At 44.8% G+C, this 16,012-nt stretch carries 12 protein-coding genes; all 12 read left to right on the top strand.

Annotated elements, in window-relative coordinates; all coding sequences use genetic code 11:
* Position 1: 1 nt before the first annotated feature.
* The 12 genes from frr (at position 2) to infB (ending at position 16,009) form a co-directional block, all read left to right on the top strand.
* Positions 2–556, top strand: coding sequence for a ribosome recycling factor (gene frr, locus NST47_RS16645; RefSeq protein ID WP_076232831.1), 555 nt, complete (start codon positions 2–4; stop codon positions 554–556).
* Positions 557–614: 58 nt separating this feature from the next.
* On the top strand, positions 615–1,382 hold the full coding sequence (locus tag NST47_RS16650) for an isoprenyl transferase (RefSeq protein ID WP_341156099.1): 768 nt from the start codon (positions 615–617) through the stop codon (positions 1,380–1,382).
* A gap of 20 nt (positions 1,383–1,402) precedes the next feature.
* Positions 1,403–2,203: a phosphatidate cytidylyltransferase gene (locus tag NST47_RS16655; RefSeq protein WP_341156100.1), complete on the top strand. Its 801-nt coding sequence runs from the start codon at positions 1,403–1,405 to the stop codon at positions 2,201–2,203.
* A 19-nt stretch (positions 2,204–2,222) separates the two neighbouring features.
* Positions 2,223–3,368, top strand: coding sequence for a 1-deoxy-D-xylulose-5-phosphate reductoisomerase (locus NST47_RS16660; protein WP_341156101.1), 1,146 nt, complete (start codon positions 2,223–2,225; stop codon positions 3,366–3,368).
* Between the two features lie 167 nt (positions 3,369–3,535).
* Positions 3,536–4,789 carry an RIP metalloprotease RseP gene (rseP, locus tag NST47_RS16665; RefSeq protein ID WP_341156102.1) on the top strand — a complete coding sequence of 418 codons (1,254 nt, stop codon included), beginning with the start codon at positions 3,536–3,538 and terminating at the stop codon, positions 4,787–4,789.
* Positions 4,790–4,892: 103 nt separating this feature from the next.
* The gene (gene proS / locus NST47_RS16670; protein ID WP_076232844.1) at positions 4,893–6,341 is read left to right on the top strand and encodes a proline--tRNA ligase; all 1,449 of its coding nucleotides are present in this window, start codon (positions 4,893–4,895) and stop codon (positions 6,339–6,341) included.
* A 75-nt stretch (positions 6,342–6,416) separates the two neighbouring features.
* The gene (locus NST47_RS16675) at positions 6,417–10,724 is read left to right on the top strand and encodes a PolC-type DNA polymerase III (protein ID WP_341156103.1); all 4,308 of its coding nucleotides are present in this window, start codon (positions 6,417–6,419) and stop codon (positions 10,722–10,724) included.
* Between the two features lie 177 nt (positions 10,725–10,901).
* Positions 10,902–11,360 (top strand): ribosome maturation factor RimP, encoded by a 459-nt coding sequence (rimP, locus tag NST47_RS16680; RefSeq protein ID WP_341156104.1) that lies wholly within the window; start codon positions 10,902–10,904, stop codon positions 11,358–11,360.
* A 46-nt stretch (positions 11,361–11,406) separates the two neighbouring features.
* The gene (gene nusA, locus NST47_RS16685) at positions 11,407–12,504 is read left to right on the top strand and encodes a transcription termination factor NusA (protein WP_076232852.1); all 1,098 of its coding nucleotides are present in this window, start codon (positions 11,407–11,409) and stop codon (positions 12,502–12,504) included.
* 35 nt (positions 12,505–12,539) lie between these two features.
* Positions 12,540–12,851: an RNase P modulator RnpM gene (gene rnpM / locus NST47_RS16690; RefSeq protein ID WP_076232854.1), complete on the top strand. Its 312-nt coding sequence runs from the start codon at positions 12,540–12,542 to the stop codon at positions 12,849–12,851.
* Positions 12,844–13,170 carry a YlxQ family RNA-binding protein gene (locus NST47_RS16695; RefSeq protein ID WP_083689390.1) on the top strand — a complete coding sequence of 109 codons (327 nt, stop codon included), beginning with the start codon at positions 12,844–12,846 and terminating at the stop codon, positions 13,168–13,170. The genes rnpM and NST47_RS16695 overlap by 8 nt, the downstream gene beginning before the upstream one ends.
* Entirely contained in the window at positions 13,163–16,009 is a 2,847-nt protein-coding gene (gene infB / locus NST47_RS16700) for a translation initiation factor IF-2 (protein ID WP_341156105.1), read from the top strand. Before NST47_RS16695 ends, infB begins: the two co-directional genes overlap by 8 nt.
* The last annotated feature ends 3 nt before the right edge of the window (positions 16,010–16,012 follow it).

Here is a 16,012-nt window from a genome sequence, read left to right on the forward strand (position 1 = left end):
TATGCCTCAATCGATAAAGAAAAATGCAGAGGATCGCATGGAGAAAGCCATTGGGTCTCTAAAGAAAGAGCTTTCCAGTTTACGTGCTGGAAGAGCTGTGCCAGCGCTGCTGGATCGTGTTCAGGTAGAATATTACGGTGCCATGACACCTGTTAACCAATTGGCTAACATCAGCACACCTGATTCCCGTACTCTGATGATTCAGCCCTGGGATAAGAGCTCGATGTCAGCTATCGAAAAAGCAATTATGAAATCGGATTTGGGCTTGACCCCATCAAACGATGGATCGATGATTCGTATTATGATTCCGGCATTGACTTCAGAACGTAGATCAGAATTGGTGAAAATGACTCGTAAATTCGGTGAAGAAGCCAAGGTTGCGATCAGAAATGTTCGCCGCGATGCGAATGATGAAATCAAAAAGCTTGAAAAAAATGGTATATCTGAAGATGAATCACGTAAATATCAAGAAGATATCCAAAAATTCACCGATAAATACATTTCGGAAGTCGATAAGGTTCTTGTGGCTAAAGAAAAAGAGATTATGGAAGTATAATCATAGAGACCCCCTTGTAAGGGGGCTTTTAGTCTTTCCTTATTGGAGGAAGCAATAGATGATACCTTTCAAAAAATGGTTTGGAAGCAAGCCACTGAGCGCCGAGCAAATGGAACGGTTAGATGCCGATAATGTACCAAACCATGTGGCAGTTATCATGGACGGCAATGGCCGGTGGGCTCAGAAGCGCGGATTGCCGCGTGTTGCAGGGCATCACTCAGGTATGAAAAATGTGAAAAAGATAACGATGGCTGCGGACTCCATTGGCGTCAGTGTATTAACCTTATATGCGTTTTCTACGGAAAATTGGAAAAGACCGAAAGAAGAAGTGGATTATTTGATGAAGCTTCCAATTGAGTTTTTTCCCAAGGAAATCGAAGAATTAATTGCTAATAATGTTCAAATTCGCATGACAGGCTGGCCTGAAGGCTTGCCGGATTATACGTTAAAGGCAATTCAAGATGCGATAGAACAAACCAAGAACAACGACGGACTCATTTTGAATTTTGCATTAAATTACGGCAGTCGTAAAGAGATGCTATCTGGTGTGAAGCAAATTGCCGAGGATGTGCAATCCGGTAAGCTTCATGCGGATGAAATCGATGAATCTGTGTTTTCAAGGTATATGTTAACCCATCCACTTCCGGACCCTGACTTATTAATTCGCACGAGTGGTGAGCTGCGCATTAGCAATTTTATGTTATGGCAATTGGCTTACTCTGAGCTGTGGTTCACTGAGTTGTGCTGGCCGGAATTTACCGAGCAGGATTTTTTTGAGGCTGTTCAAGAATATCAGCGGCGGGCCCGTAGATATGGCGGTCTGTAGCAGGCGACGGAGGTATAGACTTGAAGCAGCGAATTGTAACAGGAATCATAGCAGCGATTGTGTTCTTGACCCTTTTATACTTGGGCAGTTATTGGTTTAACGGTCTAATTGTCATTGCCGCATTAGTCGGTTTTTATGAATATGTGAAAATGAACAAACTCAACCCCTTTTCCTTAACTTCATTTGTTGGATATTTGGGGGTTGGTTTATTATGCTTGCCTTGGACCTTAACAACCATTTCAGCTTTAAGCTCTTCTACAAATTTGATTTGGTTGTTTCTATTTGTTTTATTATGTATTACGGTACTTTCCAAAAACAAAGTGACCATTGATCATATATCTACCTTATTTTTGGGTGTCGTTTATATCGGTATTGGCTTTCATTACATGATAGAAACGAGAATGATTGAGCATAATGGGTTGTTTTGGACCTTGCTGATATTTTTCTGTATTTGGGCTACGGATTCAGGTGCATATTTTACCGGGTCTAAATTTGGTAAAACTCCGTTATGGCCAACGATCAGTCCCAAAAAATCTATAGAAGGCTCAGTAGGCGGCATTATCATCTCGGTAGTGGTCGCTATTTGCTTCTCTCTATTGCATCCTGAATTACTATCGTGGAAGCAGGCAATTGTCATTGGAGTGATCATTGCTGTTGTGGGTCAGATGGGAGATCTGATCCAATCCGCATATAAACGTATCAAAGGTATTAAGGATACAGGAACGATTTTACCAGGCCACGGCGGGGTTCTGGATCGTGTAGACAGCTGGTTGATTGTATTTCCGATGGTCCAGATCTTAGCTCTGCTGCCGCACGTATAAAATGTTATTGAGGTGAATCATGAAGCATATTGCTATACTCGGTTCTACAGGGTCCATAGGTACGCAAACCTTGGATGTACTGGCACATTCTCCCGAGCTGTACAAGGTGGAAGGACTTGCGGGTGGACACAATTTGCCTGTATTACTTGAGCAAATCAAGCAGTTCAAGCCCAGTAAGGTATCAGTAGCCACCAAAAGCTTGGCGGATGAGCTAAAGCTCCATATTTCAGCACAAACCTCTGTTTTCTACGGAGATGAAGGTTTAATGGAGATCGCGGCTGGGACGGATGCGGATTATGTAGTCACTGCATTGGTAGGCAGCCAAGGATTGCGTCCAACACTTGCTGCGATAGAAGCAGGCAAGGACATCGGACTCGCCAACAAAGAAACCCTTGTAAGTGCTGGTCACTTGGTTACAGAGCTCGTGAAGAAGCGTGGTGTCAAGCTGCTTCCTATAGACAGTGAGCATTCGGCGATCTTTCAATGCTTGAACGGTGAGTCAGTACAGGATATTAACAAAATCATTTTAACAGCATCAGGCGGATCGTTCAGAGACCGCACTCGCGAACAGCTGCAAGGCGTTACAGTCGAACAAGCTCTTCAGCATCCGAACTGGTCGATGGGAGCCAAAATCACTATTGATTCAGCTACTATGGTTAACAAAGGGCTGGAGGTTATTGAGGCGCATTGGTTGTTTGGGTTGCCTTACTCGCAAATTGAAGTGCTGATCCATCCGGAAAGCATTATTCATTCCTGTGTTGAGTTTGTTGATAATAGTATTATCGCCCAGCTTGGTAACCCGGATATGCGTGTTCCTATTCAGTATGCGCTTACGTATCCCCAGCGTCTAGCAACCCCATCAAAGCCTTTGAACTTAGCCCAGGTTGGAAAGCTGAACTTCCGTGAAATGGATTATGTAAGATTTCCATGTTTGCAAATGGCTTTTGATAGTGGAAGAACTGGAGGTACTGCTACCACAGTCTACAATGCAGCCAACGAAGTTGCAGTAGCCAGGTTTTTAAAGGGCGCTATTGATTTCTTGCAAATTGAGCGGATTATTGACAGCGTGCTGAATCAGCATGAGGTTGTCGCGAGTCCCAATCTGGAAGAAATTATGGCAGCTGACACCTGGGCAAGAGCTGCAGCAGAAAAAATAAATGATTAATGATGTCTGTCCAATTCTGTAAGCATCATTCCACCAGCAGGATAATATGTTCATTACATGGAGCGGCTTGTATTTGTGTCGCAAAAAATGTTAATCTTAATCAAAAGATAAGCATAGCCATGGAACATAAACTTGACTAACCGATGCTTAAGGGAGGACGTTGCGAATTGGCTACGTTGCAAAATGCGTTTCAAATTGTGCTTTTATTTTTTGTCCTGGTTACGATTCATGAATGGGGACATTTTTATTTTGCCAAAAGAGCAGGCATTCTGGTAAGAGAATTTGCTATAGGCTTCGGACCCAAAATTCTCTCTTTCAAAAAGGATGAAACCAGATTTACACTTCGCTTACTGCCGATTGGCGGCTTTGTACGTATGGCTGGGGAAGACCCGGAAATGGTTCAAATCAATCCAGGTCAGCGCATCTCGGTGGCGTTACAGGACGATCAGGTCAGCCACATTTATACAGGTGATTTTGACAAGCGGATGGATAGCTTGATTGGGGTTGTGGAAGAGATTGACTTGGAGCGTAAGCTTTTTGTCAGACTCGATTTGGATGGAGAGCAGCGTCAATTTGCCATTCATCCCCAAGCTTTACTTATCGTAAAGGGGAAAGAAACCCAGATTGCTCCACTTGACAGACAATTTGCCAGTAAAACAGTGACACAGCGCGCACTTTCGATTTTTGCTGGTCCCATGATGAACTTTATTCTTGCCTTTATTTTGTTTGTGACTGTAGTTTTGATGGCAGGTGTGCCTGACAAGATCAAAATACGCAGTACAGAACCGGGAGCACCCGCGGAAAAAAGTGGACTTATCGCCAATGACATTGTTCTCAAGATCAATGATGAGTCAATAGGCCCAGATGGTAACAAGCTAAAAAATTTAATCAAGCAATCAGCCAATAAACCGATGGTCTGGATCATTGAACGTAATGGTGAGCAGATTCGCAAGGAGGTCACTCCTGACGATAAAGATGGGGGCCTGGTCGGAGTCACCCTGTCCTCAGAAAATCGTAAGGCCACTGTGTTGGATGGCGTAAAAAGCGGCTGGAGTAGCTTCTCCATGGCTACTGTCTCCATACTGGACAGCTTCGGCAAACTGGCAACGCTCCAGTTCAAGATGGATGACCTGGGGGGACCCGTTCGTATCGTTGAATTTACAAGTGAGCAGGCTAGCGCAGGCTGGGCTCAATATATTTTCTGGACTGCTTTAATGAGCTTATATCTCGGATTGTTCAACTTGCTTCCTTTTCCTGCTTTGGACGGCAGTCGTTTGGTATTCCTTGCCTTTGAGGCGGTACGAGGCAAGCCCGTCGACCCAAGCCGTGAAAGCATCGTCCATTTCGTCGGGTTTGCGATGCTGATGCTGTTAATGATCGCTGTTACTTATAATGATATACTGCGTTTGGTCAAGGGATAAGCAAAGTTTAAGTTAATGCTTACGAAGTAGCTTTGCTGAAGCAAAGCTTGGTTAATGCTTACGAAGTAACTTTGCTAAAGCAAAGTTTTCAGGAGGATCACCCATGTCAAAAGAAAAGCAATTCGTAAAAGAGATCACTCCTCAAAGTGAGGATTTCTCCAGATGGTATTTGGATGTTATCAAAAAAGCAGATTTGATGAGCTACTCACCGGTTCGTGGTTGTATCGTATTTAAACCGGATAGCTATGAAATTTGGGAAAATATTCAAAAAGAATTAGATGGCCGATTCAAGGAAACAGGTCATAGAAATGCCTATTTCCCATTGTTCATCCCTGAAAGCTTTTTCCAGAAGGAAAAAGATCATATCGAAGGTTTTAACCCTGAACTCCCTTGGGTAACTGAGGCAGGCGGCGAGAAGCTGGAGGAACGGCTGGCTATTCGTCCAACTTCAGAAACGATGGTTGGCCATATGTATGCCGAATGGATTAACTCGTACCGCGACCTGCCGCTCTTGATCAATCAGTGGGCTAACGTAGTTCGTTGGGAGAAGAGAACCCAGCCGTTTTTACGGACGAGCGAGTTTTTGTGGCAGGAAGGCCATACCGCTCATGAGGACGAAGCCGATGCACGTCGTGAAACGATGCAGATGTTAGATATTTATAAGGATTTTGCTGAAAATTTCTTGGCGATTCCGGTTATTCTCGGTGCAAAGACACCTTCGGAGCGGTTTGCCGGTGCTGTAGACACCTTCTCGATAGAAGCGATGATGAAGGATGGCAAAGCGGTTCAGGCAGGGACCTCACACTATTTGGGTACTAAATTCGCTGTTGCTTTTGACATCAAATATTTGGACCGTGAGAATCAGCATCAATTTTGCCATACAACCTCTTGGGGTGTAAGTACACGTCTGATCGGAGCCTTGATCATGGTCCATGGAGACGACAGGGGATTGGTAATGCCTCCGAAGGTTGCACCTACACAACTGATTATGATTCCTATTGGACCACCGAAAACAAGAGAACCCGTCGTAGCCCGTGTGAATGAGCTGTTCCAGCAGTTGAAGAAAGCCGGAGTCCGTGTTAAAGTGGATGATCGTGCTGACCAAAGTCCTGGCTGGAAATTCAATGAATACGAAATGCGCGGCGTGCCGATTCGGCTTGAGCTTGGACCTCGTGATATGGAAAATGGACAAGTTGTTCTTGTATCCAGAGTATCCGGCGAAAAGAAAATGGTTGCGCAGGAGCATTTGGTGGAAGAAGTGCAAAACATGCTGGCAGAAATTCATCAGCAGATGTATGATAAAGCCAAGCAGTTCCGCGATGACAATTTCAGTTCGGTTGACACCTTGGATGAGTTTAAGGCATTTTTGGAAGAAAAGCGCGGCTTTGCTTTAGCAGGCTGGTGCGGTTCTGCAGCATGCGAAGCCCAAGTCAAGGAAGAAACGGGTGCAACGAGCCGTAACATTCCATTCGAACCTGCAGAGCATAAGGAAACTTGTTTTGTTTGTGGAGATAAAGCACAGCATACCGTCGTTTTTGGCAAAGCTTATTAATGTAAAGTGACAATAGGGCAAAGCGGAGAGCTACCAACTTCCTTTTGCCCTTTGTATGTTTTTAGGAGGATGTTCATGAGCGAAACGGCAGAAAAAAGACAGCGTTTTGAGATGCTGATGGAGCAAGCGCGTGTACCTCAGGATGTAGTTGGATCTTTTTTTGTGGATGGCTACATCGATAAAGTAGAAACCAGCCACAAAAACAAGGAGTGGACACTTTATATCGGGAAAAGCAGCATCGTTCCCCGGGAAGTTTACGTTTCCTTTTGTAAATTAATACGTGATAAATTTGCACACATTGCGGCTATACGTTTTATTCTAAGATATACAGATCAAGTAACAGCCGAATCGATTGCCCATGAGTACTGGTCGATGTTTGTTGAATGGGTTCAGCGAGAGGAAACGTCGGTTAATGGCTGGATGAATAAGGCGCATATTGAAGTGCAGGGCAATGTGTTAACGCTAGTGATGCTCGATTCAATGGGTCTGGAGATGGCCAAGAAAAAAAATATCGGGCAGTGGGTTCAAACCTATTACCATACGTATTTTGGCGCTGATTTCCAGGTTCGCTATAGCAAGAATGAGAAGCCTGAAGAAGAAATCAAGAAATTTGAGCAGCAGATTAAAGAAGAAAATAAAATGGTTACGGAAGAAATGATGACGTCCATCGAAGCTGAGCAGGAAGCGGATTCGCTGAATGCAGCAGAAATCAAGCTGATGGTTGGCTATGACATTAAGGATGCTCCAGTACCTATTCAAATGGTGCAGGACGAGGATAAGAAAGTAACACTGCAGGGCGCTGTCTTCGGGCTGGATTCCAAAGAGCTTAAAAACGGTATGACCTTGTTCACGTTTAATATAACGGATTTCACTGATTCCATGATGGTTAAAGCATTTGCCAAAAACAAAGAGGACGTTAAAATTTATAGTCTGATTCAAAATGGTACCTGGCTTAAACTGCGGGGCAAGGTGGAATATGACCGGTTTATGCAAACCCCTGAGCTGGTTTTGATGCCTAATGATATCAATGAGGTCATGGCTCCTCCGGATCGTAAAGATGATGCTGCAGAGAAGCGCGTCGAGTTTCATCTCCATACAACAATGAGTACAATGGACGGCATTACTTCCGTCGATCAGTACATAAAAACTGCCGCCAAATGGGGACATAAAGCAATTGCCATCACGGATCATGCGGGGATACAATGCTTCCCGGAAGCTGACAAAGCTGCCAAGAAAAATGGGATCAAAGTGATTTTTGGACTGGAAGCCAATGTAGTGGATGACGCGGTTCCGATTGTAGTCAATCCACGTAACGAAGATTTGCGCGAAATCGAATATGTTATTTTTGATATAGAAACAACCGGCTTATCCATTATTAACAACAAAATTATCGAATTAGCCGGCGTTAAAATGAAGGATGGCAAGGAAGTTGACCGATTTGCCAGCTTCGTTAATCCACATGAAAAAATTCCTTATAACATACAGCAATTAACGAATATTACAGATGATATGGTTGTGGACGCACCTGAGCTGGAAGAGGTACTGCCAAAATTTATCGATTTTATTGGGGATTGCGTGCTTGTTGCACATAACGCGCGGTTTGATATGGGCTTTATTCATGCAAATTGTAAAAGGCTAGGTTTGGCGCCGGTAACGAATCCTTCACTGGATACGTTGGAGCTGGCAAGATTGCTATTCCCGACGATGAAAAATCATCGCTTGAACACATTATCCGATAAGTTCAAGGTCGGCTTGGACAACCATCACCGAGCGATTGATGATTCGATAGCACTGGGTTATATTTTGTTCCATTTGATCAAAGAAGCAGTTGAACGTGGGTTAATTAATATGCCGCAGCTTAATGATAATGTCGGTAAGAGCTTAAAAAACCAAAGACCGTTTCATTGCTGCATCTATGCGCAAAACGCGGTGGGTAAGAAAAATCTGTTTACTTTGGTTTCACTCTCCCATACGGAGTATTTTCAGAGAGTGGCCTGCATTCCGCGAAGCAAGCTTGTTGAACTGCGTGAAGGGTTAATTATTTCTTCTGGCTGCGAAAAAGGCGAGTTTTTTGAAGCAGTGCTGAATAAGTCCATGGAAGAGGCCGAGCAGGTTGCCGAGTTTTATGACGTGCTAGAAATTCAACCAATCGGCGTCAATATGCATTTGGTGGATAAAGGCTTGGTGGGCAGCAAGGAACATCTTGAGGATGCGAACCAGCGGGTGCTACAAATCGGACGTAAGCTGGATAAGCTTGTAATCGCAACCGGTAATGTTCATTATTTACACCCAAGACTAAAAATTTGCCGTGATATTGCAATCAATGGGATAACCGGATTCAGTCCTTTGAAAGATATGAAGAAGCCGGAGGTCCACTTTCGGACAACCAAGGAAATGCTTGCTGAATTTCAATATTTGGGGGCAGAGACCGCACATGAGGTTGTGGTCAAAAACACAGCGGAGCTTGCTGATCGCTTTGAGGACATAGAGCTTTTCCCAAGCAAACTATTTACACCAATTATCGAAGGTGCCGATGAAGAGATTCGTCAAAAATGCTATGATACGGCCAAACGCATATATGGAGACGATCTCCACGAGGTCATTACGGCAAGGCTTGAAAAAGAACTCATTCCCATTATTAAATATGGTTTTTCTGCCAACTATCTTATTTCGGAGCGTCTCGTTAAAAAATCTAATGAGGATGGATATCTGGTTGGATCACGGGGTTCAGTAGGCTCATCAGTAGTGGCAACCTTTTTGGGAATATCCGAGGTTAATCCGTTACCACCCCATTATATATGTGGCTCCTGCAAGCATAGTGAATGGATTCTGGATGGGAGCTTGATGAGTGGATTTGATTTACCGGACAAGAGCTGCCCAACCTGCGGTGAGAAATTGAGGGGCGAGGGTCAGGATATTCCATTTGAAACGTTTCTTGGCTTTAAGGGGGATAAGGTTCCCGATATCGATTTGAACTTCTCAGGTGAATATCAGTCAGTAGCCCATAATTATACGAAAGAATTGTTTGGCGAAAAGTGCGTGTTTCGTGCAGGCACAATCGGTACGATAGCTGAAAAAACGGCTTTTGGTTATGTGAAGAAGTTTGAAGAGGAGCAAGGCAAGAAATGGCGTGGTGCTGAAATTAACAGGCTTGCCTCAGGCTTTACAGGTGTAAAGCGCAGCACGGGCCAGCATCCAGGCGGTATCGTTGTTGTTCCTGATTATATGGATGTGAATGATGTGACACCTGTCCAGTTTCCAGCAGATGACACGAATGCTGAATGGAAAACGACCCATTTTGACTACCATGCGTTTGAAAATAATTTACTGAAGCTCGATATATTGGGTCATGATGACCCGACGATGATGCGGATGCTGCAGGACTTGACAGGTGTGGACCCGACGACCATTCCGATGAATGATCCGAAGGTTATGAGTATTTTTAATTCAACCAAATCACTCGAAGTCTCACCAGAGCAAATACGTACTCCTGTTGCCACTTATGGTGTGCCGGAAATGGGTACCAAATTCGTGCGCCAGATGCTTCAGGAAACCCAACCGTCCACGTTTGCCGATTTACTGCAAATCTCAGGGCTATCCCACGGAACAGGGGTATGGCTCGGTAATGCGCAGGAGCTGATCCGTAAAGATACCTGCACGATTAAAACCGTTATTGGTTGTCGGGATGATATCATGCTTTATTTAATTTATAAGGCGGGAATGGATGCCGGACTGGCGTTCAAAATAACCGAAAGCGTGCGTAAAGGTAAGGGTCTAACCGCGGAGTGGAAGGAAGATATGAAGAAACATAAGGTACCGGGCTGGTATATCGAATCGTGTGAGCGTATTGAGTACATGTTCCCAAAAGCCCATGCGGCTGCCTATGTCATATCTGCTGTACGTACTGCCTTCTTTAAGCTGTATTACCCGATAGCCTATTATGCTACTTATTTTACGGTTCGGGCTGAGGATTTTGAAGTGGAGCTGCTATGTCAGGGCTATGATGCTATCTTGCGCAGATTGATCGAGATCGAGGATAAAGGCTTTCAGGCTTTGCCTAAGGAAAAGGCTATGATTTCCATTCTGGAAATGGCTCTGGAAATGACGGCACGAGGCTTTTCCTTTAAAGGAATCGATTTGTTCAAGTCAGATGCCACTAAATTTCTGGTCGATGGCGACTCACTAATCGTACCCTTCTCGGCACTTGGGGGAATCGGGGAAAATGCGGCCAAAAATATTGCAGCTTCCAAGAACGATGGACCTTTTCTGTCGATAGAGGATTTTCAGAATCGCAGTAAAGCATCCAAAACGATTATTGAACTGCTGAACTCCATGGGCTGCTTCCGGGGACTGCCGGAAACGAACCAACTATCGCTTTTCTAAACAGTGCGAGTGGCAGCTGACTGCAGACCTCATTGCATAGATATGAGCCTTATGGTATAATCTTCTTTGGCAACAATGTTATAGATTCCGATCTTAGAGAGTGGGGAAACCCACTCTTTACATTTTGTTATAGACCTGAGAGCGTTCTGACTCTCGTTTACGATAGGAGGAAACGGATTGAGCGCACAAATAAAATCCGTAGTAGAATCACTAATGCAGGCGTTCATGGATGAAAATGGATTCGAACTGGTTGATGTAGAATACGTCAAGGAAGGCAGCAACTGGTTTCTGCGGTTGTATGCTGACAAAGAAGGCGGCATCGATATTGATGATTGCGGCCGGATTAGTGAATTCTTAAGTGAAAAATTAGATGAAAACGATCCGATTCCTACAGCCTACTTTCTGGAAGTTTCTTCACCCGGTGCTGAACGCCCCCTGAAAAAGGTGCAGGATTATTACAAAGCTGTAGGTGATCACGTATTTGTAACCACCTACGAATCTTTTGATGGATTGAAGGAATTCGAGGGAAAGCTGCTTTCATTTGACGAGCAAACGATTGAAATCGAATCGGGTAAAAAAAAGCATGCGATTCCCTTTGATAAAGTAGCCAGTGCCCGTTTGGCTATCGTTTTTTAAAAGCTACACAATTATATGGATTATTTGAGAGGGGGAACTCCATCCGATGAATATGGATTTTATTGATGCACTATCGGAAATCGAAAGGGAGAAGGGAATCGCCAAGGAAGTATTGATCGATGCAATCGAAGCGGCTCTGATTTCCAGCTACAAACGCAATTTTAATACCGCACAAAATGTCCGTGTTGACATTAATCGTCATACAGGATTGATCAAAGTTTATGCACGCAAAACCGTTGTGGATGATGTGCTCGATGTGAGATTGGAAATTTCGCTGGAAGCTGCCAGGGAAATCAGCCCAAACTATCAGCTGACGGACATTGTGGAAATCGAAGTCACACCTCGTGATTTCGGACGTATTGCCGCACAAACTGCCAAGCAGGTTGTTACACAGCGGATACGCGAAGCAGAGCGTGGACTCATCTATAATGCCTTTGTCGATAAAGAAGAGGACATTGTTACAGGAATTGTTCAGCGTCAGGATTTACGCAATGTATATATCGATTTAGGCAAGATTGAAGCTGCTCTGCCTTTGACTGAATTGATGCCAACAGATAAATTCAAGCAGGGTGATCGGGTTAAAGCTTATATCACCAAGGTAGAGAATACGACCAAGGGACCGCAAATTATTTTATCCCGTACGCATCCTGGACTTCTAAAAAGATTATTCGAGCTGGAAGTTCCTGAAATTTTTGATGGTGTTGTTGAAATTCGTTCTGTTGCTCGCGAAGCAGGCTTTCGTTCCAAAATTGCGGTTCATTCCCGTAACGCGGAAGTGGATCCGGTGGGATCATGTGTGGGTCCTAAGGGAATTCGCGTACAGACGATTGTAAATGAGCTTAAAGGTGAAAAAATAGACATCGTACGTTGGATGGAGCAGGTAGACGAATACGTCGCGAATGCACTTAGTCCTTCGAAAGTTATTGAAGTCAATGTATTTGAAAATGAAAAAATGGCTCGGGTGATCGTACCTGATTACCAGCTCTCCCTGGCTATTGGAATCAAAGGTCAAAATGCTCGCTTGGCGGCCAAATTGACTGGCTGGAAAATTGACATCAAGAGTGAGACTCAGGCCGAGCAGGAATATGGGCGTCAGAAAACCTACAGCGAAGAAATGCATCAGGATTCGATCAGCATTGATTAATAAGTGCAATTGGCATATATAGAGGGTGATATCGGATGAAGCCAAGAAAAATTCCTCTTCGCAAATGTGTAGCCTGCCAGGAAATGAAGGCGAAGAAAGAACTGATTCGTGTTGTAAAAACGCCGAGTGATGAATTGCTGATCGATCTGAGCGGTAAAAAGGCGGGACGCGGGGCTTACCTATGCGGCAAGCAGTCGTGCTTTAAACTGGCCAAAAAAAGCCGCGCATTAGACCGTGCGCTCAAGTCTCCGGTAAGTCCGGACATCTACGACGCTTTGGAGCAGGATTTCATCAAGGTCGAAGATGAGTTTATTGCTGGCAAGGAAACGTTGGTGGACGATGAATAACAAATTTTATAACAACCTGGGTATGGCCATGCGAGCAGGCAAAATTGTTACGGGTGAAGAGTCAGTTATTGATTCCGTACGTAAGGGTGAAGCTAAGCTTGTCATTGTTGCGGAAGACGCCGCAGTTAATACCTGTAAAAAAGTAAGTGATAAATGTACGACCTTTGGCGTTCCGGTCATCCAGTTTGGAAGTCGGGAGCGTTTGGGGGCGAGTATTGGAAAAGAATCAAGAGTTACGATTGCTGTTGCCGATGCGGGTTTTGCAAGAATGCTAAAGAAAAGTCTGGAAAATCGTACGGAGGTGGACGGTATTGAATAAACAAGACAATAATAAAGATAAGCTTCGGGTATACGAATATGCCAAGTCTTTAAATATGAGCAGTAAAGAAATTATCACCATTTTAAAAAGACTGGATATACCCGTTAACAACCATATGAGCGTAATGGAGAATGATACAGTGAGCAGTGTAGAGAAGTTTTTCAAGGATGTAAAGGCGAACGCGGCAGCTAAGCGTACAAGCGATACAGGCAGCAGTTCAAGCAATACGAATTCGGCACCCAAAGAGGCAGCTTCCATCAAGATGGAGTCTAAGCCAGCCCCAACCACGCAAGATCAGGCTGCGACCGTTAGTACCTCAAGCAGCAGTACTCCACAAGGACAGTCATCAACGTCTGCACCAGCAGCAGCAACAACTTCCACAACAGGTAGTGGAGCACCGCGCAGACCTGATCAGGCTGGATCTAATCGCCCGTCACAGGATCAAAATCGTCGTCCACAGGGTCAAGGCTCACAAGGTGGAAGCAGCAGCTACAATCAACGTCCAAGCAGTGGAAGCAGTCAAGGCAGCAGCCAAGGCGGAGGCTATCAAAATCGCAGTTCACAGCCAGGCGGAAGCAGTTCCCAAGGCGGATACCAAAACCGCAGCTCGCAGGCTGGTGGAAGCTCCCAAGGCGGAGGCTATCAGAACCGCAGTTCGCAAGGCAGCAGCAGCCAATCCGGTGGGCAAAGCCGTCCAGCAGGTAGTGGATATCAAGGTAATCGCAGCGGTACCACAGGCAGCACTGGCGGCAGCAGCCGTCCAGCTACAGGTACCAGCAGTGCAAGCAGCCGTCCAGGAGAGCAGCGCTCGCCACGTCCGGCAACTTCATCTGCAGATAGAAAACCATTTAGCTCCAGCGCCCCGAGTTCATTCAATAAATCAGCAGGAACTGGGCCTCAAAGACCGTCATTAGACAATGATGACAACAGAAACAAACCTGTCAAGAAAAATACGGCCGGTCCCAATAAGCGTTTTGATGATGGCAGATCGGGTGGATCATCCAGAGGCCCACAAAATGGCCGCGGCAACAACAGAAATCAACAACGCGGTAAGTTCCAGGAAGTGAAAAAAGAAAAAATCGACAATACACCGAAAAAGATTATCGTTCGCGGAACGATGACGGTTGGTGAAATGGCGAAATCGTTGCATAAGGATGCTTCCGAAGTTATCAAAAAGCTGTTATTCCTTGGAGTTATGGCTACCATCAACCAAGAGTTGGATCTGGATGCGATTCAATTGCTTGCAGGTGACTACAACGTTGAAGTCGAGCTGAAGATTCCAGTTGCGGAAGATCGGTTTGAAACTTTTGAAGAAATCGATGATGAAGCGGATCTGATCGAACGTCCTCCTGTAGTTACAATTATGGGACACGTTGACCACGGTAAAACAACATTGTTGGATGCAATTAGAAAAACAAGTGTTACCGAAGGTGAAGCTGGCGGTATTACCCAGCATATCGGAGCTTACCAGGTGGAGACTCATAATAAGAAAATTACGTTCCTGGATACACCGGGTCACGAAGCTTTTACTTCCATGCGTTCACGTGGTGCACAGGTAACCGATATTACCATCATCGTGGTTGCAGCAGACGATGGTGTTATGCCGCAAACGATTGAGGCTATTGCACACGCAAAAGCAGCAAAAGTTCCGATTATCGTAGCCGTCAATAAGATTGATAAGCCAGATGCCGATCCTGAGAAAATCAAACAGGCATTGACCGAGTATGAGCTTGTACCGGAAGAATGGGGCGGAGATACCATTTTCTGCAACATTTCGGCGAAGCAGCGTATTGGACTTGACAACCTGCTGGACACGATTCTGCTTGTAGCTGAAGTTCAAGAGCTCAAAGCTAACCCGAACAAGCGTGCCAGAGGAACGGTTATTGAGGCTGAGCTGGACAAAGGTAAAGGCCCTGTAGTTCGCGTATTGATTCAGCACGGAACTCTGCATGTTGGTGATAGCTTCGTAGCAGGCGTTAACTTTGGACGTGTACGGGCAATGGTTAACGACAAAGGCAAGAGACTCAAGGAAGCAGGCCCATCAACACCGGTAGAAATTACAGGTTTGACAGAGGTGCCGCAGGCGGGAGATCCGTTTATCTGCTTCGAGGATGAGCGCAAAGCAAGAATCATAGCAGAAAAACGTTCGGTTACATTAAGACAATCCGAAATGGGTGCCAATGTCCGTGTAACTTTGGATGATCTGTATAAGCATATTAAAGATGGCGAGATTAAAGATCTTAACGTTATCATTAAAGGTGATGTTCAAGGATCGGTTGAAGCTCTTCGAGGTTCACTTGCCAAAATTGAAATTGAGGGTGTTCGCGTCAAGATTCTTCATCATGGCGTAGGAGCGATTACAGAGTCAGATGTTATTTTGGCCTCTGCTTCCAATGCGATCGTAATTGGTTTTAACGTTCGTCCTGAGCCTCAAGCCAAAAATACGGCAGAATCGGAAAAGGTTGACATCCGTCTGCACAGCATCATATACAAAATTATTGAGGAAATTGAGCATGCTATGAAAGGCAAGCTTGATCCGATCTTCAAAGAAGTTGTGCTTGGCCAAGCTGAAGTACGTCAAGTTATCAAAGTTACCAAAGTCGGGGTTATTGCGGGCTGCATGATCACATCCGGAAAAATTACTCGTAATGCAAAAATGCGTTTGATCCGTGGTGGTATCGTTGTTTTTGAAGGCAACATCGATTCGTTGAAACGCTTTAAGGATGATGTCAAGGAAGTTGCGCAGGGCTACGAGTGCGGTATATCCCTTGAAAAATTCAATGATATTAAGGAATTAGACATTATTGAAGCTTTCATCCTGGAATCAGTCGAGAGGTGATCT

The sequence above is a fragment of the Paenibacillus sp. FSL H8-0034 genome (assembly GCF_038000305.1).
Lineage (GTDB): Bacteria > Bacillota > Bacilli > Paenibacillales > NBRC-103111 > Paenibacillus_S.

Bases quoted from the DNA above. Each gene is read 5' to 3' on its own strand.
- frr (WP_076232831.1), top strand. From the start codon at position 2: ATGCCTCAATCGATAAAGAAAAATGCAGAGGATCGCATGGAGAAAGCC.
- NST47_RS16650 (WP_341156099.1), top strand. From the start codon at position 615: ATGATACCTTTCAAAAAATGGTTTGGAAGCAAGCCACTGAGCGCCGAG.
- NST47_RS16660 (WP_341156101.1), top strand. From the start codon at position 2,223: ATGAAGCATATTGCTATACTCGGTTCTACAGGGTCCATAGGTACGCAA.
- proS (WP_076232844.1), top strand. From the start codon at position 4,893: ATGTCAAAAGAAAAGCAATTCGTAAAAGAGATCACTCCTCAAAGTGAG.
- NST47_RS16675 (WP_341156103.1), top strand. From the start codon at position 6,417: ATGAGCGAAACGGCAGAAAAAAGACAGCGTTTTGAGATGCTGATGGAG.
- nusA (WP_076232852.1), top strand. From the start codon at position 11,407: ATGAATATGGATTTTATTGATGCACTATCGGAAATCGAAAGGGAGAAG.
- rnpM (WP_076232854.1), top strand. From the start codon at position 12,540: ATGAAGCCAAGAAAAATTCCTCTTCGCAAATGTGTAGCCTGCCAGGAA.
- NST47_RS16695 (WP_083689390.1), top strand. From the start codon at position 12,844: ATGAATAACAAATTTTATAACAACCTGGGTATGGCCATGCGAGCAGGC.